This is a genomic window from Nocardia sp. NPDC059229 (assembly GCF_042754165.1).
GTDB lineage: Bacteria > Actinomycetota > Actinomycetes > Mycobacteriales > Mycobacteriaceae > Nocardia.
Genome location: NZ_JBHZAK010000005.1, coordinates 395,568 through 414,703 on the forward strand (window position 1 = coordinate 395,568; position 19,136 = coordinate 414,703).

The window sequence follows — 19,136 nt, forward strand, 5'->3', positions numbered from 1 at the left end:
CCGCCACCCCCGACAGCCCGGCCGCGAGTCAGTTCGCGCGCTGATATGTCGTGTTCGCGCCGTCCAGGGCCTCGCGGATGATGTCCGCGTGCCCGGAGTGGTGCGCGATCTCCCGGAAGATGTGCAGCAGGATGTAGCGCACGGTGAGCCACTGCCGCTCCGGCGCCCAGGGCGCGGTCGGCGTCGGCACCGAATCCTCGAGGTTGGGTAGCTCGCGGATCAGCTTGCCGGTGTGCTCGGCCACCACCTCCCACTCGGCCAGCAGGCCGGCGACCGTCTGCTCCGGGTCCAGCCGATACTCGGAATCCATTCGGGAGACGTCGAATTCGGAGTTCGGGTCACGCTCGACAAGGATGGTGGTCCAGTGCCGCTCGATATTCACCGCGTGACTGAGCAGACCGCCGAGGGTGAGTTCACTGACCGTGGTGCGCTGGCGCGCCTGCTCGTCGTCGATGCCGCGGACGGTGATCCGGAAGAGCTCGCGCTGGCTGTCCAGGATCTTGATCAGTTCTTCACGCTCGTGGTCGACGGTCATCGAATGTCCTTCCGCTGGTGCGTGTTCCGGATAACACGCTACGACAGGCCACCGACAGACACACCGGCCGAAAAGCAAAGCGCCCCCGTCGTGACGGGGGCGCTTCGATCAAGTCAGGACTGCGAGGCCGCGGTCTTCTTCGCCGCCGCCTTCTTGGCGGGGGTCTTCTTGGCCGCCGCTGCCTTCTTGGTAGTGACGCCGTCGGCCGTCTTGGCCGCCGCCTTCTTCGCCGCCGCCTTCTTGACCACGGTCTTGGCCACCGCGGTCTTCTTCGCGGCCGCCTTCTTGGCGGTCTTCTTCGCGGCCTTCTTCACCGGCCCGCGTGCCCGCCGGTCCGCCAGCAGCTCCGAAGCCCTTGCATCGGTGATGGATTCGACCTCGTCGCCCTTGCGCAGGCTGGCATTGGTCTCACCGTCGGTGACATACGGGCCGAACCGCCCGTCCTTGATCACCATCGGCTTCTCCGACACCGGGTCCACACCCAGCTCACGCAGCGGCGGCGCACTGGCCGACTGCCCGCCGCGCCGCTTGGGCTCGGCGTAGATCTTGAGCGCGTCCTCCAGCGTCACCGTGAAGATTTGATCCTCACCGGTGAGCGAGCGTGAGTCCGCGCCCTTCTTCAGGTACGGCCCGTACCGACCGTTCTGCGCGGTGATCTCGTCCCCGGAGGCCGGGTCCACACCCACCACGCGCGGCAGCGACAGCAGCTTGAGCGCGTCGTCCAGGGTCACCGACTCCACGCTCATGGACTTGAACAGCGACCCGGTGCGCGGCTTCGGCTTGTCGGCCGCCTTCTTGGCGGTCTTCTTCGCCGTGGTGTCCAGATCCTCCGCGAGTTCCGGCAGGATCTCGGTGACGTACGGGCCGAAACGTCCTTCCTTGGCGACGATTTCGTGCCCGGTCGCCGGATCGGTACCCAGCGAGCGACCTTCCTGCGGAGTCGCGAACAGCTTCTCGGCGACCTCGGGCGACAGCTCGTCCGGCGGCAGATCATCGGGCAGGTTGGCCCGCTGCGACACCGGATTCCCGTCCGGGTCATCGGGATTGACGACCATGCGCTCCAGGTACGGCCCGAACTTGCCGACCCGGACCACCACATCGCGGCCCTCGGCGTCGCTGAAGAGCTTGATGGAGTTGACTTCTCGCGCGTCGATGCCGTCGAGTCGTTCGCCCACCATCCTTTTCAGGCCGCCCGACCGCGCCACCGAACCCTCGGCACCGTGATCGCCACCGAAATAGAAGGAGGACAACCAGTTTCCACGCTGTTCGCGGCCACCGGCGATGGCGTCGAGATCGTCCTCCATGGCCGCGGTGAAGTCGAAGTCCACCAGCCGCCCGAAGTGGTCCTCCAGCAGCCCGATCACCGCGAACGCCACCCACGACGGCACCAGCGCGCTGCCGCGCTTGTACACGTAGCCGCGGTCGAGAATCGTCTTGATGATCGAGGAGTAGGTGGAAGGACGGCCGATGCCGAGATCTTCCAGCGCCTTGATCAGCGAAGCTTCGGTGAAGCGTGCGGGCGGATTGGTGGTGTGCCCGTCCGGCTCGAGCTCGATGGCCGTCACGCCCTGGCCCTCGGTCAGCGCCGGCAGCCGCGATTCGGCGTCGTCGGACTGGCCGCCCGCCTCCTCGTCGACACTCTCCACATACGCCTTGAGGAATCCCGCGAAGGTGATCGTCCGGCCGGACGCCGAAAACACGCACTCCTCACCGCTGTTCGCGATGCCGGTAATGCGCACCGTCAGCGTGGTGCCGCGCGCGTCCTGCATCTGCGAGGCCACCGTGCGCTGCCAGATCAGCTCGTACAAACGGAATTCGTCGCCGTCGAGCTTGGCATGCAATTGTCCCGGCGTGGCGAAGGTGTCGCCCGCGGGACGAATGGCCTCGTGCGCCTCCTGCGCATTCTTGACCTTGCGGGTGTACTGCCGCGGTGTGGGACTCACGTATTCCGCGCCGTACAACTGCGTGGCCTGCGCCCGGGCCGCCTGAATCGCCGACTCCGACAAAGTCGTCGAGTCGGTACGCATATAAGTGATGTAACCGTTCTCGTACAGCCGCTGCGCCACCCGCATGGTGCGCTCGGAGGTGAAACGCAGCTTGCGCGCGGCCTCCTGCTGCAGCGTCGAGGTCATGAACGGCGCGTACGGCTTTCGCGTGTACGGCTTGGATTCCACCGAGGAAACCGTGAAATCCACGCCGTGCAGCGATTCCGCAAGCCGCTGCGCATAGCCGGCGTCGAGTACGACGACACCCTGTGATTTCAGCTGTCCGTCGGATCCGAAATCGCGACCGGTCGCCACGCGAGCGCCCTCGACACTGACCAGCCGCGCACCGAAGACCCGGGGATTCCCGCCGTCCTCCTGCCCGCGCCCGCCGGCGTCCAGCTTGGCCGCGATATCCCAGTACTCCGCGGACCGGAACGCCATGCGCTCCCGCTCGCGCTGCACGATGACGCGCGTCGCCACCGACTGCACCCGGCCCGCCGACAGCCGCGGCATGACCTTCTTCCACAGCACCGGCGAGACCTCGTAGCCGTAGAGCCGGTCCAGGATGCGCCGCGTCTCCTGCGCGTCGACCAGATCCTTGTCCAGCTCACGGGTATCGGCCGCGGCGGCCTGGATAGCGGGCTCGGTGATCTCGTGGAACACCATGCGCCGCACCGGCACCTTGGGCTTGAGCGTCTCCAGCAGGTGCCAGGCGATGGCCTCGCCCTCGCGGTCGGGGTCGGTGGCGAGATAGAGCTCGTCGGCGTCGGCCAGCAGGCTCTTCAGCTCACTGACCTTCCCCTTCTTATCGGGGCTGACCACATAAATGGGCTCGAAATCGTGATCGACATCCACGCCGAGCCGAGCCCACTGCTGTCCTTTGTATTTGGCGGGCACATCCGCCGCACCCCGCGGCAGGTCCCGAATATGACCGACCGAGGCCTCCACGACATAGCCGCGGCCCAGGTAGGGGGCGATCTTCTTGGCCTTCGTCGGCGACTCGACAATCACGAGACGACGCAGGGAACGGCCCTGGTCGGGCGCTGCCTGGGGGTTCGGCGCTGCACCGCGGTCTCGTGTTGCCACCGGCGAACACACCTTTCATCTCGATCCGCGTCGGCGCTGGTGTACGCGCTCTACGCGGCTGGGGCAAACGGCTGCGATGTCCGATATCGCTGCCAGCAACGTTTATACCGTGTTCGAAGGCCGTGGCTGGTGCACGGCGACGATGTAGCCCCTGATCGTGATCGAGTGTAATGGGTCCAGATATGGGTCGTCCCCCACCGCCGGGGGCGATGGGGGACGGAACCTGAGGGGTTGGCTCGCTCAGGAGAGCGCGCGAACACCGGTGGCCTGCGGGCCCTTGGTGCCCTGGCCAACCTCGAACTCGACCTTCTGGTTCTCCTCGAGGGTGCGGAAGCCCGACCCCTGGATCTCGGAGTAGTGGACGAAGACGTCAGCGGAGCCGTCCTCGGGCGCGATGAAGCCGAACCCCTTCTCCGCGTTGAACCACTTCACAGTTCCCTGTGCCATTCTGTTCCTTCTCTTTCCATACCGGAACGGCGGACAACTGGGTTCATCCACCGGGTCCGTTGAGACCGCTGTACTCTGTTCCCCCTGCAGGAAAGCACCTAGTACACCGTTCGCAACATCGATCCTGCTGATGGTTTGGACTTTCGATCCGTTCCCTCGAACACAGAAGCTTGCGACCAGGAACCAGTGAACCATGTCTTCCGGGAATTCAACAGCGGAGTTACCCACAATTTGCAAAAAAGTTGATCTTGCGAATGCGCAGGTGAGGGGCATAATGCCCAAATCCGTACTTGAAGTTGGTTTGCTTCCGGATAACAGAGCGAGCATCTGGCAAACGGGGTGTGAGGCAGGTCGCTACTCTGTAGTGAAATGGCAGGTGAGGCAGCGGGCGCACACACGTTTCGCACCCGTTGGGCGTGTCGCGGTGACGCTTCGATGAATGGCGGGGATCCGATGCGTCGATCCGGAGACAACAGCGACATCAGCTACGGGAGATCGTTGCTGAATCGTGTCCTTGACAGCCCGCTTTCAGGTGACTCCCGACTCACCCATGTCAGCGAGCTACCGCCGCGCGCGGCGCAGATCACGAAATGGCCCGAATGGACATCTCCGGATGTCATCGCCGCAGTTCAGGCAGCCGGAGTCGCGGAGCCGTGGAGCCACCAGAGCCGGGCCGCGGACCTGGCCGCTGCGGGGCGGCACGTGGTGGTGTCGACCGGGACGGCGTCCGGGAAATCGCTGGCGTACCAGCTGCCGGTTTTGACCGCGCTGCAACAGGATCCGCGGGCCACGGCGCTCTATCTCTCGCCGACCAAAGCGCTGGGGGCCGATCAGCTGCGCATGGTCAACGAGCTGACCAGCGAAGATCCATTGCGGACCATTCATCCCGCGCCGTATGACGGCGATACGCCGGCGGAAATCCGGCAGTGGGTGCGGGCGCACGCGCGATGGGTGTTCACCAATCCGGACATGCTGCACGTCGGAATGCTGCGGTCTCATCAGCGGTGGGCGCGACTGTTGCGTCAGCTCAAATACATCGTGGTCGACGAATGTCATATCTATCGCGGGGTTTTCGGCTCGCACGTGGCGCTGGTGCTGCGCCGGTTACGGCGACTCGCCGAGCGCTACGGAGCGGATCCGGTTTTCGTGCTGTGCTCGGCGACCACGGCCGATCCGGCGGCCACCGCCGAAAAGCTGATCGGCGCACCGTGTGTGGCGGTCACCGACGACGGGTCGCCGCAGGGCGCGCGGACCGTGGCGCTGTGGGAGCCGCCGCTGCTCGGCAGCGGCGTGACCGGGGAAAACGGCGCGGCCGTGCGGCGTTCGGCCGGGGCCGAGGCCGCCACCGTGATGGCGGATCTAGTGGTCGAGGGGGCACGCACGCTCACCTTCGTGCGGTCACGGCGCAGCGCCGAACTGGTCGCCATGGACACGCGGCGGCTGCTGGCGGAGGTGGATGCCGAGCTCTCCGGGCGTGTCGCGGCCTATCGGGCCGGGTACCTGGCCGAGGACCGGCGGGCGCTGGAGACGGCGCTCTCGGACGGCTCGCTGCTGGGTGCGGCCACCACGAATGCCCTGGAACTGGGCGTGGACATCGCCGGGCTGGATGCCGTTGTGGTGGCGGGATATCCGGGGACGGTCGCCTCGTTCTGGCAGCAGGCCGGGCGCGCCGGGCGGCGCACCCAGGGGTCGCTGGTGCTGCTCATCGCGCGGGACGACCCGCTGGACACCTACCTCGTGCATCACCCGCAGGCGCTGCTCGGGCGGCCCCTGGAAGCCACCATCACCGACCCGCACAACCCGTACGTGCTCGGGCCGCATCTGCTGTGCGCGGCCATGGAACAGCCGCTCAGCGATGCGGAAGTGCATGCCTTCCAGGCCTGGGAACTGCTGTCCGACCTGGCCGAACAGGGTTTGATCCGGCGGCGCGCGGGCGTGGCGCGGGACGGGTCGGCGCGCTGGTTCGTGACCGCCGACGCGCATCCGCACGACGCGGTGGACGTGCGCGGCGGCATCGGCACGGCGGTGGCGGTGGTGGACGGCGAGTCGGGCCGCATGCTGGGCACCACCGACGCCGGGCGTGCTCCGGCCACCCTGCATCCGGGCGCGGTGCACCTGCATCAGGGCGAGAGCTACGTGGTCGACGAGCTGGACCTAGAGGAGGGCGTCGCGCTGGTGCACGCCGACACGCCGGGGTGGAGCACCAGTGCGCGGGTGGTCACCTCGCTGGAGATCGAGGCGGTGACCGAGGAGCGCCGATATGGCGCGGTCACAACGGCTTTGGCGCAGGTGCTGGTGACCCGCCAGGTGGTCGCGTACCTGCGCCGGCTGCCCAGCGGCGAGGTGCTGGACCTGGTGCCGCTGGACCTGCCGGCGCAGACGCTGCCCACCCGGGCCGTGTTCTACACGGTCACGCCGGACCTGCTGGCCCGGGCCGGGATCGACGCCCGGCACGCCGCGGGCGCGCTGCACGCGGCCGAACACGCCGCGATCGGCATGCTGCCGCTGGTAGCGACCTGCGATCGGTGGGATATCGGCGGCGTGTCTACCGCCGAACACGCCGACACCGGGCTGCCCACGGTCTTCGTCTACGACGGGCATCCGGGCGGGGCGGGCTTCGCCGAGCGCGGCTTCGTCCGGCTGCGGCACTGGCTGACGGCCACGCTGGGCGCCATCGAGTCCTGCGCGTGCGCGCACGGGTGCCCGTCCTGCGTGCAGTCACCCAAGTGCGGCAACGGCAACAACCCGCTGGACAAGGCCGGTGCGGCCCGGCTACTGCGGGCCGTGCTGGCCGAACTCGGGGAAGATGACGACCGCTCTCCCGAACCGTGACACGGCCGTCTCCGCCGTGAGACCGGAGCGCCACACGACCAACCGGTCGGCCTTGTCAGCTGGCTGATATCGGGCGGAATCCGGATGCTGAGTGGTGGCCGCGACACGCCGGAGACCCAAGTCGATTAAAAAGGGATGCTATCCTGTTAACTGAGGGATTGCTCTGTTCGATAATGTCGCTCCCGGATTTACCTGTGCATTCATTCGAATGAGTCTCCGGGAACGAATTGGAAAGCAATCGATACCCAATCTATTCGCCTCTCGCATTCATCGAATTTCGACATTGATCGACCACTGATGTGGCCCGCGCCATCACATTTCTAACCAACCGCTCGGTACGAGATATTGCCTCGCTACCTCGGCTCGTCCGCCGGGCCCGCCCGCGCGACCGCGCGCACGTCCTGTTCCCCCAGTGGGCCCAGCGATACCCGCCCGGCAACCGTCACCGTCACGTCCCAGCCCAGCACCACACATCCGGCCGGTCGCATGCCCATCCGGCCCGCGACGGCCGCGGCCCGGCCGCACGCGGCGGCGACGCCGCCATCCAGCGCACCGGCCGCGGCCAGCGCACTCACATCCGCGGCGGCCTGCACCCGGTGCCGGGCCGCCACCGCCACTCCGACCTGGGCAATCAGGACCGCGACCGCCAGCAGGCCGACCAGGGCCAGGCATGCGGTAACGGTCACGCCACCCGCCTCGCTCCCGGCCCGATCCATGGTCGCGCGACTCATCGGGATGCTCCGGGTTCCCGCGCCGCCACCGCCGCCGCGTGCAGGGTGACCGGAACAAGGGTGGCGCGGACACTCACCTCGGCCACGACCAGGTCACCCTCGGTGCGGACGACGACCCGGGCACCGGGCGGTGCGACCCGGCGGGCGGTGGCGACGCCGACGTCGGTGTCACCGCGAGCGGCGAGACGGGCCGCCTCGCGGGCGGCATCGACACAACGCACCTGCGCCGATACCGCCAGCAGAGCGCCGACGCCCAGGACCAGGACCGCGACGAGGGCGGCCAGCGCTATGGCTGCCTCCACGGTCGCCATGCCCGCCTCGGCATGATGAGGTGGTGTGGCATACGTCACTTGACGGGAGTCTTCAGCGCCTTGTCGATGATGTTGGTCAGGGCGCTCACAATGCTGTCGCCGGTCACGACGGTGTACAGCACCGCCCCGAAGGCGGCGGCCGCGATCGTCCCGATCGCGTATTCGGCGGAAGTCGCCGCTTTACAGCGGTGTCTCATTGGCCCAATCCCTCTGCCGGAAGTCCCTTTTGAGGGTTTGGCATCCGGGGGTGTCCCCGACGTACGCTGCCTGGCCATGCTGTTGATGGATTTCTCAGCCAGCGGGTGGGAGACGTGGGACGTGACGCGGCGGCCACTGATCCGCGAGGGGATGCCCGTCTTGATCGATAATGATCTTCGTTTCGAAGACGGGCCCGGTCGGCCGCGGCCGACGGTGATGGTGAACCGTTGGTTGCGCGAGTTGCCGGTGAGTGGTGCGCCGGCGCAGCGGACATGGCGGAACTACGCGGGGGCCGTGCGTGACTGGATGGAGTTCCTCGACGACCGGGGTGTGCAGTTGTTCGGAGACCGGGCGGACCTGCGAGCCGCACTGAGCATGTACGCCGAGCATCGCCTCGCTGGCGAGCCCGCGCATCGCTGGGACCGGTCGACATGGAGTCTGCACGTTCAGATCTTGTCCGGCTTCTACAGATGGGCCAGCGACGAGTCATTGGTGACCGCAACGCCGTTCACCTTTCGAAGCGGAGTCCGCATGGCAGACGGCATGCCTATGAAGGTTCAGCGGAACTTGGCGAAGCTCCGCAGTCCGCATCCCCATACCACGATCAAGTATCTCGAGCGCGACTTCACTCGGCTGCTCGTGAGAGCGCTGGCTGGTCTGGGACCTGACGGCGAGCCGGATACCCGCTATGAGCGTCCTCGGGAAGGTGCCCGAAACTCCTCGATGGTGGATCTGGTTCTGTCGAGCGGCTTGCGCCGACAAGAGTTCACGCATCTGACGATCTTCGAGATCCCTCCCCTGCCACAGCGCCCGACGCAACTGCCGATCGAGTTCCCACTCGGGCATGCGATCACCAAGGGACAGAAGTCTCGGCAGACCTGGGTTCACTACGACCAGTTGGCCGCTCTACACCAGTACATCGATCTGGATCGGGCCGCATCTGCTGACGGCTTCGTCTGGCGGCCTCCGGCCAAGCTAGGAGCGCCGCTGCTGATGGAGGAGCCGGACTGGGAGGGCGCTCGGATCAATGGGGAACGTCGTTCATGGCGCACGCTGCGTCCCCAGGAACGCCTACGTTTGGTCACCCGCGAGGGACAGTCACCGATCGTGGGCCTTCAAACCACGGGGGAGCCGTTCGTGGATTGGGCCACCGTCTTGAGCCGGACCTCGAAACGGATCCGGAACCGCTACGAGCCCCGCTTCCCCCTCGCATCTCCGCACTGGCTGCGACATTCCATGGCCATGCATACTCTCGAGGACTTGGTGAAGGGCTACTACGAGCAAGCAGCGAGAGTAGCCGCGCGAACTGATGACGACGCAGCAATGGCACTCTACTTGAGCAAGAGCGACCCCATGATGATCTTGCGCGATCTACTCGGCCACCAAAGCGTCACCACGACACAGACTTACGTCGCTCGCATCGATACGTCGAGGATCTTCCGGAAGGCGTATCAGGAGTTGGTCGACTGTGACGGCAAAGCTGCAGGGCCGACGGATGGCCGGCAGATCTGATGCCAGCGACTGTCTTGCATGATCCGCTGGCGGTCCGTTTCGTCTTTCCCGACAGCAGTACCTGGACATCAACCTTCGATGGACTGCCGAATCCTGTTCTTGCACAGGATCTTGCGATCGGTTTAGCCGCCAACGCTCACCCGCATGGCGGCATTGGGGCCCGCAACACAGCGAAAGTCTATGCGGTGAACCTTCGGAAGATGGCGAGGTGGATGTCCAGCGCCGGATTCCATGGCGGGGCGGCCGATCTGACGAGACCGTTACTGATGCAGTTCTGGATGGCGAATCCACCTGCGGCCGAGATGCTGACCCGTCTGATGCTCAGAGGCTACGACACCGAAACAGATGGTCTCCGACCGGATGTCAGATCCTATCTCGTTGGCGCGAAGGTGAATTCAAGCGGTTCCCGGTCCCGCCCCTATCGGGCCTACACCGACGGCGAATGGGCGCGTCTCGAGCAAACACTGCAATCCTTCCTTGCCCGACAACGCACTAACCACCGGCAAGCTCTGGCAGCTGCTGCGCAGGGTTCAGATCCGCGCTCTCAGCGGCGAGCTCGGTTCGACGATATCTGCTGGCTACTTACGCGGAACGGGCCGATGAGCTGCATACCCGATTACCGCGACTATGTCCGTGAGTCCAGAACCAGGTCCGGTACCGTCGAGCCCGGCAGCCGCTCCATTCGCGGGTCCGAGCATGTGTTCAGCCAGGCATTGGCGGCACTGTTCCCGCGCCGTGACGTCCAGATCGCCTACGCCACGCTGCTCGGAATGTATTCGGGCATCGTCCCTGACGGGATCGATGATCTCGGGCTGGACGACATCTGCTGGGCCGGAGATGCTTCGGTTCTGCTCAGCTACTTCAAAGGCCGCACATCGCAGGAAAGCTCCACTCTGCCGCGCCGCGCCGTGCGACTGTTGCAGCAATGGCTTGAGCACAGCGAACTGATGCGAGGCTTCGCCCCCGACGTCCTGCGGAATCAGCTCTGGCTGTCCTACAACACGAAGGGGTACCTCGGTCGACCGCCCGATCCAAGATCCCAGCAACGACTCGTCGCAGCCCTCGGCTTGGTCGACGACACCGGAAGCCCACTGCCCCTGCACCGATCGCGGATTCGGGCAACCTACACCGAGCAGCTAGCGCGCCGGGGCTGGACCGGTCGCGCATCGATCGACCCGAACCATGCCGCCAGAACCGAGGGCGATCACTACGTCACCCCAACCACACCCGCACAACTGGACGCGGTCGAATCCATCATCGAGGACGGCCAGTCTGACTTGTTGCGCAAAGCTCGACCACCAGTCGTGCTGTCCGACGACCAAGCCTCGGAAGTGGCAGTGAAGTTCCCGGACGAAGTCCGCCGACTCGGTCTGGACTCGACTGCACTGCACGAACTGATCGGCGGGGAACGAGACGTATTCACAGCGGCGTGCACAGATCAACTCGCGGGCATCCACGGCCCGGCAGGCCTGCCTTGCCCCGCGCGACCGTGGGTCTGCTTGCTGTGCCCCCTGGCAGTATTTCTACCCCGGCATGCCCCAAACCTGTTGCGAATCAACGCCTACTTCTCGCGACAGTTCCGACAGATGCCCACCGAACAGTTCATGCGCGTGTTCGGCCCCTACTCCGATCGGCTCTCCAACGAGATTCTGCCGAGGTTCTCCGATGCAGTGAAAGCACGGGCATACACAGACCTCACCGATACCGACACCGATTTGCCGCTGCGGCCAGAGGAGACAACCGAATGACCGTCTCGAACGACGGGCGAGCGACACTTGCTGCGCACCAACAACACTCGATCTTCGCTGGCGCCCGTGTGTGCAAGACCGCACAGTTACGCCTGGTCAGCGGAGCTCACGATCCCCGGTTCGAGGAAGACATCTGGGACCTGACCGGCCTCGCCGATGCCCCTCGTCGGGCACCATCGCACGAGTTGACCTTGAATTTCGCTGCGGTCAAGGAAAGGCGTTGGCGCATCGTCGCCAAGGAAATCCTGCTGGCAGCCATGGCACCCCATCATGAACAAGTACTGCTGGCGGCGCACGTCATACGGAAACCACGCAGCCCCCAAACATGTTTCAAGATACTGGCCGAACTCGCACAGTGGTTCAACTGGCTTGCCGAACAAGGCATCTCGAACCTGGACGAGGTCACCCAGCCGCTCTGTGATCGCTATCTCGAATTCCGTTGGTGGAGCGCCCCTAGCTCGACCAACCCACCACGCAGGCTCGAGCCGGGGACTGTGTCCGCGGCCGTATCCGCGGTGAAGATAGTCGCGCTCTACACCGAGATCCTCTCGTCGGACAGCTACAGGCCGGATTTCTCTCCCTGGCCGAAGAAGAACGCCAACCAAGTGGTCGGCCGCGGTTACCTCAAGGGCAACCGCACCCCACCTGTGCCAGACCACATTTTCGAACCGCTGCTTGCAACCTGCCTGTTCCTCGTCGAAGTCATCGCTCCGCTGCTCATCGACGACGTAGTACAGGCCCGGACGCGAGCAATCGATACAGGCCCGCTGCCGAACCTGACCCTTGATCGGATCGACGAACTTCGTCAGGCACTCGAACATCTCCGTTCGACCCGCACGCCCCTGCCCGCGGCCCCTGCGGCCATGATGAAGGCACGAGCAACCCGAGGCCGATCACAGGACCCCCTGGCTGGCCTGTCATGGGATGGTCTAGCTGGACTGATCGGTTGCGGCCAAGTCCCTCCGCAGACCAAGGCCGTGATGCAACACGAGTTGATCGAGCTCGCCGCCGAGGTTGGCTTTCAGGGAACTGGGGCACGAGAAGGGGCCCTGGTGCCCAGGCTCGACAACGGCGAATCCGTCGTCTGGACAAAATCGCTGGCCGACCGAGATTTGCTGACCGCAGCCAGCCATGTGGTCACCGCATGCCTGATCTTGACCGCCGCACTCAGCGGCATGCGTAACAGTGAACTGCGAGAGCTGCTGTCGGGCTGCTGCAGGTCCGAAGCGCTGGCATCGGGCACCGGAGTGCGCTACAAGCTGGCCGGCAAACTGATCAAGGGACAGAAGTTCGGCGGGGTCGCTGACGAATGGGTAGTGATCGAACAAGTCCACCGCGCAATCGACGTGGCCGAGCGAATCCAAGCACTGGCCCCGGGCGAAGCCTTGTTCAGCTGGATCGGGGTGGGTACCCGGATGGCATATCTGCAGGGCTGGCTTAAGGATTCGGGCTACCGTGACCGCTGGGGATTGCCGCAGATCCCCAGCGGCCCTGTCAGCGTACGGATGCTGCGACGCACGTTGGCCCTGTCGATTGCGCACCGGCCGGGTGGACTGCTGGCCGCGAAGGTTGCGCTCAAACATGTTTCGGTGGCGACCACCGAGGGATACGCTGCGCGGCCCGGCGGTTCCCAACGATTGTTCCTCGCCGAGATCCATGCCGCTGAACAACAACGCCACCTCGCACTCACCATGGAAGCATTCCGCGACGCCCAGGCTGGAAGGATGCCATCCGGCCCGGGAGCGCGCGGGTTGATCGACGCCTTCGGGAGCATTGATGCCGCATTGAACGACGCTGCCCGTACCGATCCCAAGGTCCTCGATGACAGACACCTCGAGAGCCTGCTGCGGAAGCTGGCCGGATCCCTGCACGTATCGGCCGCCAACTACTGTTGGTTCCGCGACCCCGCCAAGGCCCTATGCCTCAAACTGGCCGGCACCCCCAGTGCGACGAAACCCCTTGCAGGAATGTGCGATTCAGCCCGTTGCCCGCAAGCGACCCATCATCTATCACACCGGCCTGTATGGGCAGCACAGGCCAAGGCTGTCGAAGTGTTCCTCGGCAACCCACGAGTTGCAGCCGGGGAGAAACGCCGTCTCACCCTCGAACACGAGCGCTCCATGCGTGTCATCACCGCAATCGATTTGGCCAATTCCACAGCGAGAGAACAGCACTGACCATGTCCCGAATCAGCGATGCGGACAAGTCCCGCAACGAGAATTCCATACGGGCCGCGATGGACCGGCTTCTGCGTGGAGATCTGCCACCTGGCGGACGCTGCGATCTCAAGACCCTCGCAGCCGAGGCAGGGGTGACCCGCACCGGGTTCTATCCCAAACGCAATCGGGACGGCAGCTCACGCCCCGGCCCATACCAGCACTTGGCCGAGGAGTTCGAACGCCGGCTACAAGCACTCGTGAACGCTGGCACGGCGCCCGATCCACGAACCAGCCAAATCGACCGGCTCAAAACCGAAGTCGACACCCTCAAAGCCCGCGTCGCTCGCCGCGATACGCTGGTAACCGAGCTGCAGCAGTTCCGGACCTTGGCCATCTCCCGCCTCGCCGCTCAGCACGACGAAATCACGCAGCTTCGCGAACAACTCGAACAGGCCGGCACCGTCGCGCGGCTGCGAACACCGAAAATCGACAAGAGATTAGCCCCTTTCGGCACTTGCAGTTGACCTGTACCGACGCATGCAGGCCTGAGCGCGCCGACGCAGGTCGGCACGCTCAGGGACCGACCAAGGCGTTCCCGCGCCGGGCATTCGACGAACGTGAGCTTCAAGTCTGCGGATCAACGGTGGAGACCCGATTCTCAAGGCGGGCGAGAAGCTGCTGTACCCATCGTTCTGTCCTGGCCCGCTCCTCAGGGGTTTGCTCAGCCAGACGCTCCTTGAGACGCGCCAAGGCCGCCGCGTGTCGGGCTTTACGTTCCTGCTCGGAAATCACCGCGAACCGCTGCAACAGACTTTGCGGCACCCTATAGGCGATGCCGCTTCGGTCGTGGACCTCGACGAGCGCCTCTCGTGCCAGCTCTTCCATATCCAGCGACTCTAGGAGTACCCACCGACAGTCGTACCTTGCCGACTATCTAGCCGGGCAGGTCCGACGATTAGCACTATTTCCACTGGATACTCGCTATGACATGAGGTGTCGGCCCGCGGTTCGTTGACGTTAGCGCGGATCCGTCGCGGGAAAACCGTTACCGGCCGCAGGCCCTACACCAGATCGGCTATGGCTTGCCGCACGAGGCGCGTTGCCTGTCGACCGACCTGTCGATGTGACATGGAGAAGTCGCGCCATTTATCACTGCTTGCCCGGGCTCGGCAGGTGCGCCTCAGCATCGGCGAGCAGTGCCGACGGCGTCGTCGACAACGCTTCGGCCAAATCCCACAGCCTGTCGATCTGCACGCTGGCGGTACCAAGTTCGATCCGGGCGATGACTGGCCGGGACACACCCGACGCGGTAGCGAGTTCGTCTTGGGTCCAGCCCGCCGCTTCGCGTGCGCGGCGTACCGCGGCGCCGACCGCGTCCCGCCTCATCTTGCGGACCCTCCTCTGCTGTGGAGACAGCGAAGCATCGGGTACCGGCATGGCCGAATCATCGCACGTTCGGTCCATCCGATGCCCGCACCTGCGAAGTCCCAGAACCGGCACGCCACTACATGCGAGTATCGCTTGCGATACAAACCTATGCTAGTGGCCTATGCTACGACACGCGCAAGATGGTGCTGCGACGACCTCTCCCCCTGTGTTGCGGCGCCCGGATTCCCCTCCTTGTCCTCCCTGGGATGCCGGGCGCGTGCCGGTGGAACCGATGCGGGTGGGGAGATCGGACTGCGCACACCATGCGATCTTCTCGACCGGGCCGACCGAGGTGTCCGCGAAAACCGAACTCGGCGGGATGATCGCAGCACGCCTGTCCCGTCTCGAGTGAACGACCACCCCACACGAGATCGGAGCTTGAAGTTGTCCACAGTGATCCTCAAAGGGCGCCTGGCAGGCATCGACCCCACCGCCGAAACATGGCTTGCCGCCACCAGCCTCGCGGGCGATCGCGACGCGGCGTTGCGGTTGTCGCGGGCGGTCGATCCGGCCCGATACGGCATCGGCAAACGCGATCGGTTGGACCTGGCCCGACTGGACCCGGAGATGTCCGAGCGGGTGGTTCGTCTACTGATCGCGGGGCAGGTCCCCACTCTTGCTGCGCTCAGCGCGGCCGAAATCTGCCAGCCCTCGACGGCCACCGACGCGACGTGCGCATTGCACCGCGCCGAGCGCAAGCAACTGCAGCGCCTCGTACGCGCCGACGCGGACACTCTGGGCGATGAAGTGGCGTGCATGATCGGCGAACACTGGGCCGCGCACGATATGGGCCCGACGTGGCAGGAAGTCTGGAACAGTGAGGTCTGTATCCAGTGGTGGGTCCACGCATACGGCGAGCTGCCCGACTTCCGGATCGGCGCGAACCCCACCTTCGTGATCCTCGAGCGCCTCGGATGGATTGCTTCCAACCGCAGTCCCCGTTCGCTGTGCACGGGACGGCGATTCCACACCCGCTTCTTCCGCGACCACGTCTCGGGTGCCGCACCCGCCACGATCGGGTACCTGCTCGCCCACCAGGTGGGTATTTATCGACGCCTCCACGGAGGCCACGGTCCGCAGTGGGCCCAGATCGCCGACACCATAACTGACAGCAAGGGCGTGCCGCTGTTCTTCAACGCCCACGACGGTCGCGCTCAACAACGCTGGCTGATCACACAGGGGTGGATCCGCTTGCAGGACAACCAACTTCGACGGGGCGACCGCGCGAAGACCGAGTCCCGCCGCCGGGCTGGTCTACGGAAAAGGACGCATACAATCACCCAGGCCGCCTGAGATCACCCCCATCCGCCGTGTCCGGGTCGACGATGGCCGCTGACTTCACCCACCGGTGTGCATCTGACGGCCCGCAGCCCATCACCTACGGGCCCGCGCCGGATAGGGCCGCACACACTAGTGCCGCTCGCGTGCTCGCCCAGTGGGCCCCTGACAGGTTCGTGCGGGCCCGGGACCTGCCCGGTACCCGGGCCGCCGCGCATTCGGCGCTGTCGCGGGCCGCCGCGCGGGGCAGTGTGCTACGGATTCGACGCGGTTTGTACTACACCGGCGTGCGAACCCGTTATGGATGGACTCGGCCGTCGCCCGAGCAGATCGCGCTCGAGGTTTTTGGTCCATCGGGTGTCGGGCCCACCGGCTACAGCGCAGCACGTGCGTTGGGACTGACAACGCAGATCCCCGTGGCGCCTGGGCTGGCCGTCACGCACCGAATACGCACAGCTGTTGCCGGAGTCAAGACGAGTTCGCGAACCAATAGGCTGCGTCACGGCCTGCGCTACGAGGAGATCGCGGTACTGGAGTTGCTCCGCAACGACGAATGGCGCAGTGTTGTCGACGCCGGATGGCCCGCCCTCGTCGACGCGGCGGCGTGCGCCGTCGAGGCGGGAAGAATCCGCCCGGCAGCGTTGAGCGCATGCGCGCATGGTGAACGGTCCCTGGCACTACGGGCCAACCTCAGCCGCCTGCTGGCAACGCTGCGGTCCGGCCCGTGAACGCAAAGGACCGACGACGGACACGCCACTGCCTCGTTATTCTCCTGCCCGACACGCTATGTCGATACTGATGGCCTCAAGTGTGTTAAGGCGCACAGGCTTCCGGAATCCAACCAGCAAGGCAGGGATATTGACGCGGCATACGGGTCGATCTCGATCATCCAGTGTTCCGATCCGTCGACCGCCGGGGCTTAAGCGCGTGATACAAGGCGGAACCAGTTGTCCCCGTGTGGATTTGGGCACACTCATCCGAGGGAAACGATCCGTAGGCCGACCCGAGCAAGTCAGATGCCCCACGTCCGCCCAGTGCCTGGCGCCAACGATGTCCGGATGGCCGAACGAGTGAAGCAGCAGGCTGCGTGGCCGGTCCTCAGATTTCGACCGCTCGGCCCGAAACCCATCGACCGAGGTTGGCCCCGATTTTCGTCAGGATCGAGCGAGCCACCTCCGGGGCGACGCCGGTCGCCGCGTCGATCCCGATGATCCAGTCCGGCGAGTCGCCGGGCCGGCCGTACACAGTGCGAGTATCGGCGCAGCGGCGCTGCGCACGCACCAGATGCCCCTTCCATTGGGCGACAGTGATCGATGGATCGCTCCAGGACACCTGCACGGTGTCGTCGAGGTCGCGGGTAGCGTTCACCCACTGCGCCGGCGAGCCGGTGGCGCGGATGCGCGCGAGGAGTTCTTGGGTTATCGCGCATGGTGGTTCAGGAATCACTCGGGCGGAAACGGTCGGATCAGCCGCCTCGATCACATCGGCGATCGCCATCGTCGTGGTGGGATGGTTGTTCGTTTCGGTGGTGACCGCAGCGACGCTGATGGTTGCGACGGGAGCGAGGTGTGACACCTGTAGCATGCATTGCGGAATGCCGTTGAGCGACAGTCCTTTCGAAGCTGACACCGCGATCTCTGACCAAGCCATAGTGGGCTGCGAGGCCGCCGCCGTGTGCTGCACGATACTCAACACGGCCGAAACCAAGTTGGCAGGACACGGATCGGTGGCCAGTTCTGCCGCGAAGGCATCCTCCGATGCCTTGTCGTCGGCGCGGACCGGCGATTGGGGAATCGGCGCGGGCGACACGCTTGTCGGTGACACTGTCGACGGTGGAGCCGTCGATTGTTGAGGTGTGCTGCAGCCAGCTGCTGCCATGACGACCCCGGCCGCCACGGTCACGCAGACCTGCGCCCCATGAAATCTGTGTACCCACGACAACCGGTCACTCCGGTACGAAAAGATGCCCACACCTTAGGTTTATATCGCACGCGATACAGAAATGTTGTTTGTGCGCGGGAGGATGTATCCATGTGCCCCAGCGTGACCCAGCCGTTCAGCCCCGGGAGGTCGGCTCAGTCCTGGGCAAGCGGGCCGAACCGACGGTGTTACAGCTGCTCAGTTCTGCTGGCCATCGACGGCCCCTCGGCGAGCATGGCTGACACGCAGTGGTCCGTACCAAACGACCCTGACAATATCTGCGAGCTGTCCATCCCGGATGCCACACCGGCGAAGTCGATAGGCGACACGATGCACGACCCGTAGACACTGCTTCAAAAGTGCAGCAGCACAAGCACATCTGCTGTTTCTTTCCGGAACGGACAAGACGATGCCGTACTGCGCCGGGAGTCGGTGGCCTTATCGAGTCCTCCGGGTCGACGAGGCCACGACCATCGCCGCCACGGGCCTGCTTGACTTGAATCGTCGACGCTGGCTGCTGGCGGTCGAGCTGCTGGCGCTGTCGACAACTCGCTACCAATCAGGAGCTTTGATCGAGCCGCGCTCGTAGTAGTCGTTGTCGAACTCTTCGTCTAGCTTGCGCTGTTGTTCGACGCGTTCGGCTTCCAGGCGGGCCGAGTTCGCGGTCGTGTACGTCGATATCGCTTCGGAGGTCGTGTCGGCGCGCAACTCCCGCAGTGCTTTATCGACCTTGGGGCGTTTGTCTTCCACCGCCGCCCGATACGCGGCCATGATGGTCGCTTCCTCGCTCACCGTGACCGACAGCAGCCGGTCCTCGGCGTCCACGATCACGCGGATGCCGTTGACGACACCGACTCCTCGAATCTGTTCGAGGGCATGTTGGGCGCGCTGCACCTTCAAGCCGAGCGAGTCGGAATCATTGTGTTTCAAGGGCATTCACCAACCTGTCGATCGGAGTCCTCACGC

The 19,136-nt window shown here is 65.2% G+C and carries 17 protein-coding genes; 7 read left to right on the forward strand and 10 right to left on the reverse strand.

Annotated elements, in window-relative coordinates; genetic code table 11:
- Positions 1-28 precede the first annotated feature (28 nt).
- From ACFXHE_RS15310 to ACFXHE_RS15320, 3 genes are all read right to left on the reverse strand, one after another.
- Complete coding sequence (locus ACFXHE_RS15310; RefSeq protein WP_354831537.1) at positions 29-535, reverse strand: DinB family protein; 507 nt, start codon at positions 533-535, stop codon at positions 29-31.
- Between the two features lie 113 nt (positions 536-648).
- Positions 649-3,531, reverse strand: coding sequence for a type I DNA topoisomerase (gene topA / locus ACFXHE_RS15315; protein WP_379383462.1), 2,883 nt, complete (start codon positions 3,529-3,531; stop codon positions 649-651).
- Positions 3,532-3,846: 315 nt separating this feature from the next.
- Positions 3,847-4,053, reverse strand: a complete 207-nt coding sequence (locus tag ACFXHE_RS15320) for a cold-shock protein (protein ID WP_011206895.1) — start codon at positions 4,051-4,053, stop codon at positions 3,847-3,849.
- A 435-nt stretch (positions 4,054-4,488) separates the two neighbouring features.
- On the opposite strand from ACFXHE_RS15320, the gene ACFXHE_RS15325 reads away from it, so the two are divergent.
- Positions 4,489-6,885, forward strand: a complete 2,397-nt coding sequence (locus ACFXHE_RS15325; RefSeq protein WP_379383370.1) for a DEAD/DEAH box helicase — start codon at positions 4,489-4,491, stop codon at positions 6,883-6,885.
- A 353-nt stretch (positions 6,886-7,238) separates the two neighbouring features.
- Here ACFXHE_RS15325 and ACFXHE_RS15330 read toward each other — a convergent pair whose 3' ends face one another.
- From ACFXHE_RS15330 to ACFXHE_RS15340, 3 genes are read right to left on the reverse strand one after another with little or no spacing between them, the layout of a single operon-like run.
- Positions 7,239-7,616, reverse strand: a complete 378-nt coding sequence (locus ACFXHE_RS15330) for an Rv3654c family TadE-like protein (RefSeq protein WP_379383372.1) — start codon at positions 7,614-7,616, stop codon at positions 7,239-7,241.
- Positions 7,613-7,927, reverse strand: coding sequence for a TadE family type IV pilus minor pilin (locus ACFXHE_RS15335; RefSeq protein WP_379383464.1), 315 nt, complete (start codon positions 7,925-7,927; stop codon positions 7,613-7,615). The genes ACFXHE_RS15330 and ACFXHE_RS15335 overlap by 4 nt, the downstream gene beginning before the upstream one ends.
- Positions 7,928-7,962: 35 nt before the next feature.
- Entirely contained in the window at positions 7,963-8,124 is a 162-nt protein-coding gene (locus tag ACFXHE_RS15340) for a DUF4244 domain-containing protein (protein ID WP_379383374.1), read from the reverse strand.
- 76 nt (positions 8,125-8,200) lie between these two features.
- Between ACFXHE_RS15340 and ACFXHE_RS15345 the strand changes: the two genes are divergently transcribed.
- Genes ACFXHE_RS15345 through ACFXHE_RS15360 form a run of 4 tightly spaced genes read left to right on the forward strand, consistent with a single transcriptional unit; the run spans position 8,201 to position 14,068 of the window.
- On the forward strand, positions 8,201-9,637 hold the full coding sequence (locus ACFXHE_RS15345; RefSeq protein ID WP_379383376.1) for a tyrosine-type recombinase/integrase: 1,437 nt from the start codon (positions 8,201-8,203) through the stop codon (positions 9,635-9,637).
- Positions 9,637-11,385 (forward strand): hypothetical protein, encoded by a 1,749-nt coding sequence (locus tag ACFXHE_RS15350; protein ID WP_379383378.1) that lies wholly within the window; start codon positions 9,637-9,639, stop codon positions 11,383-11,385. Before ACFXHE_RS15345 ends, ACFXHE_RS15350 begins: the two co-directional genes overlap by 1 nt.
- The gene (locus ACFXHE_RS15355; RefSeq protein WP_379383380.1) at positions 11,382-13,562 is read left to right on the forward strand and encodes a hypothetical protein; all 2,181 of its coding nucleotides are present in this window, start codon (positions 11,382-11,384) and stop codon (positions 13,560-13,562) included. Before ACFXHE_RS15350 ends, ACFXHE_RS15355 begins: the two co-directional genes overlap by 4 nt.
- 2 nt (positions 13,563-13,564) lie before the next feature.
- Positions 13,565-14,068: a hypothetical protein gene (locus ACFXHE_RS15360; RefSeq protein ID WP_379383382.1), complete on the forward strand. Its 504-nt coding sequence runs from the start codon at positions 13,565-13,567 to the stop codon at positions 14,066-14,068.
- Between the two features lie 100 nt (positions 14,069-14,168).
- On the opposite strand, the gene ACFXHE_RS15365 is transcribed toward ACFXHE_RS15360, so the two are convergent.
- Together ACFXHE_RS15365 and ACFXHE_RS15370 are read right to left on the reverse strand one after the other, a co-directional pair.
- Positions 14,169-14,429, reverse strand: coding sequence for a hypothetical protein (locus tag ACFXHE_RS15365; RefSeq protein WP_379383384.1), 261 nt, complete (start codon positions 14,427-14,429; stop codon positions 14,169-14,171).
- Positions 14,430-14,693: 264 nt separating this feature from the next.
- Positions 14,694-14,930, reverse strand: coding sequence for a helix-turn-helix domain-containing protein (locus tag ACFXHE_RS15370; protein ID WP_379383386.1), 237 nt, complete (start codon positions 14,928-14,930; stop codon positions 14,694-14,696).
- Positions 14,931-15,320: 390 nt separating this feature from the next.
- Between ACFXHE_RS15370 and ACFXHE_RS15375 the strand changes: the two genes are divergently transcribed.
- Together ACFXHE_RS15375 and ACFXHE_RS15380 are read left to right on the forward strand one after the other, a co-directional pair.
- The gene (locus tag ACFXHE_RS15375; protein WP_379383388.1) at positions 15,321-16,265 is read left to right on the forward strand and encodes a hypothetical protein; all 945 of its coding nucleotides are present in this window, start codon (positions 15,321-15,323) and stop codon (positions 16,263-16,265) included.
- Between the two features lie 257 nt (positions 16,266-16,522).
- Positions 16,523-16,978 (forward strand): hypothetical protein, encoded by a 456-nt coding sequence (locus ACFXHE_RS15380; RefSeq protein ID WP_379383390.1) that lies wholly within the window; start codon positions 16,523-16,525, stop codon positions 16,976-16,978.
- 370 nt (positions 16,979-17,348) lie between these two features.
- On the opposite strand, the gene ACFXHE_RS15385 is transcribed toward ACFXHE_RS15380, so the two are convergent.
- Both ACFXHE_RS15385 and ACFXHE_RS15390 read right to left on the reverse strand, forming a co-directional pair.
- Positions 17,349-18,059 (reverse strand): hypothetical protein, encoded by a 711-nt coding sequence (locus tag ACFXHE_RS15385; protein ID WP_379383392.1) that lies wholly within the window; start codon positions 18,057-18,059, stop codon positions 17,349-17,351.
- Between the two features lie 663 nt (positions 18,060-18,722).
- Complete coding sequence (locus ACFXHE_RS15390; protein ID WP_379383394.1) at positions 18,723-19,106, reverse strand: hypothetical protein; 384 nt, start codon at positions 19,104-19,106, stop codon at positions 18,723-18,725.
- Between the last annotated feature and the right edge of the window lie 30 nt (positions 19,107-19,136).

Coding starts and splice junctions, on each gene's coding strand:
- ACFXHE_RS15310 (WP_354831537.1), bottom strand. CDS start 535: ATGACCGTCGACCACGAGCGTGAAGAACTGATCAAGATCCTGGACAGC.
- ACFXHE_RS15320 (WP_011206895.1), bottom strand. CDS start 4,053: ATGGCACAGGGAACTGTGAAGTGGTTCAACGCGGAGAAGGGGTTCGGC.
- ACFXHE_RS15325 (WP_379383370.1), top strand. CDS start 4,489: ATGAATGGCGGGGATCCGATGCGTCGATCCGGAGACAACAGCGACATC.
- ACFXHE_RS15330 (WP_379383372.1), bottom strand. CDS start 7,616: ATGAGTCGCGCGACCATGGATCGGGCCGGGAGCGAGGCGGGTGGCGTG.
- ACFXHE_RS15335 (WP_379383464.1), bottom strand. CDS start 7,927: ATGGCGACCGTGGAGGCAGCCATAGCGCTGGCCGCCCTCGTCGCGGTC.
- ACFXHE_RS15340 (WP_379383374.1), bottom strand. CDS start 8,124: ATGAGACACCGCTGTAAAGCGGCGACTTCCGCCGAATACGCGATCGGG.
- ACFXHE_RS15345 (WP_379383376.1), top strand. CDS start 8,201: ATGCTGTTGATGGATTTCTCAGCCAGCGGGTGGGAGACGTGGGACGTG.
- ACFXHE_RS15350 (WP_379383378.1), top strand. CDS start 9,637: ATGCCAGCGACTGTCTTGCATGATCCGCTGGCGGTCCGTTTCGTCTTT.
- ACFXHE_RS15355 (WP_379383380.1), top strand. CDS start 11,382: ATGACCGTCTCGAACGACGGGCGAGCGACACTTGCTGCGCACCAACAA.
- ACFXHE_RS15360 (WP_379383382.1), top strand. CDS start 13,565: ATGTCCCGAATCAGCGATGCGGACAAGTCCCGCAACGAGAATTCCATA.
- ACFXHE_RS15365 (WP_379383384.1), bottom strand. CDS start 14,429: ATGGAAGAGCTGGCACGAGAGGCGCTCGTCGAGGTCCACGACCGAAGC.
- ACFXHE_RS15370 (WP_379383386.1), bottom strand. CDS start 14,930: ATGAGGCGGGACGCGGTCGGCGCCGCGGTACGCCGCGCACGCGAAGCG.
- ACFXHE_RS15390 (WP_379383394.1), bottom strand. CDS start 19,106: ATGCCCTTGAAACACAATGATTCCGACTCGCTCGGCTTGAAGGTGCAG.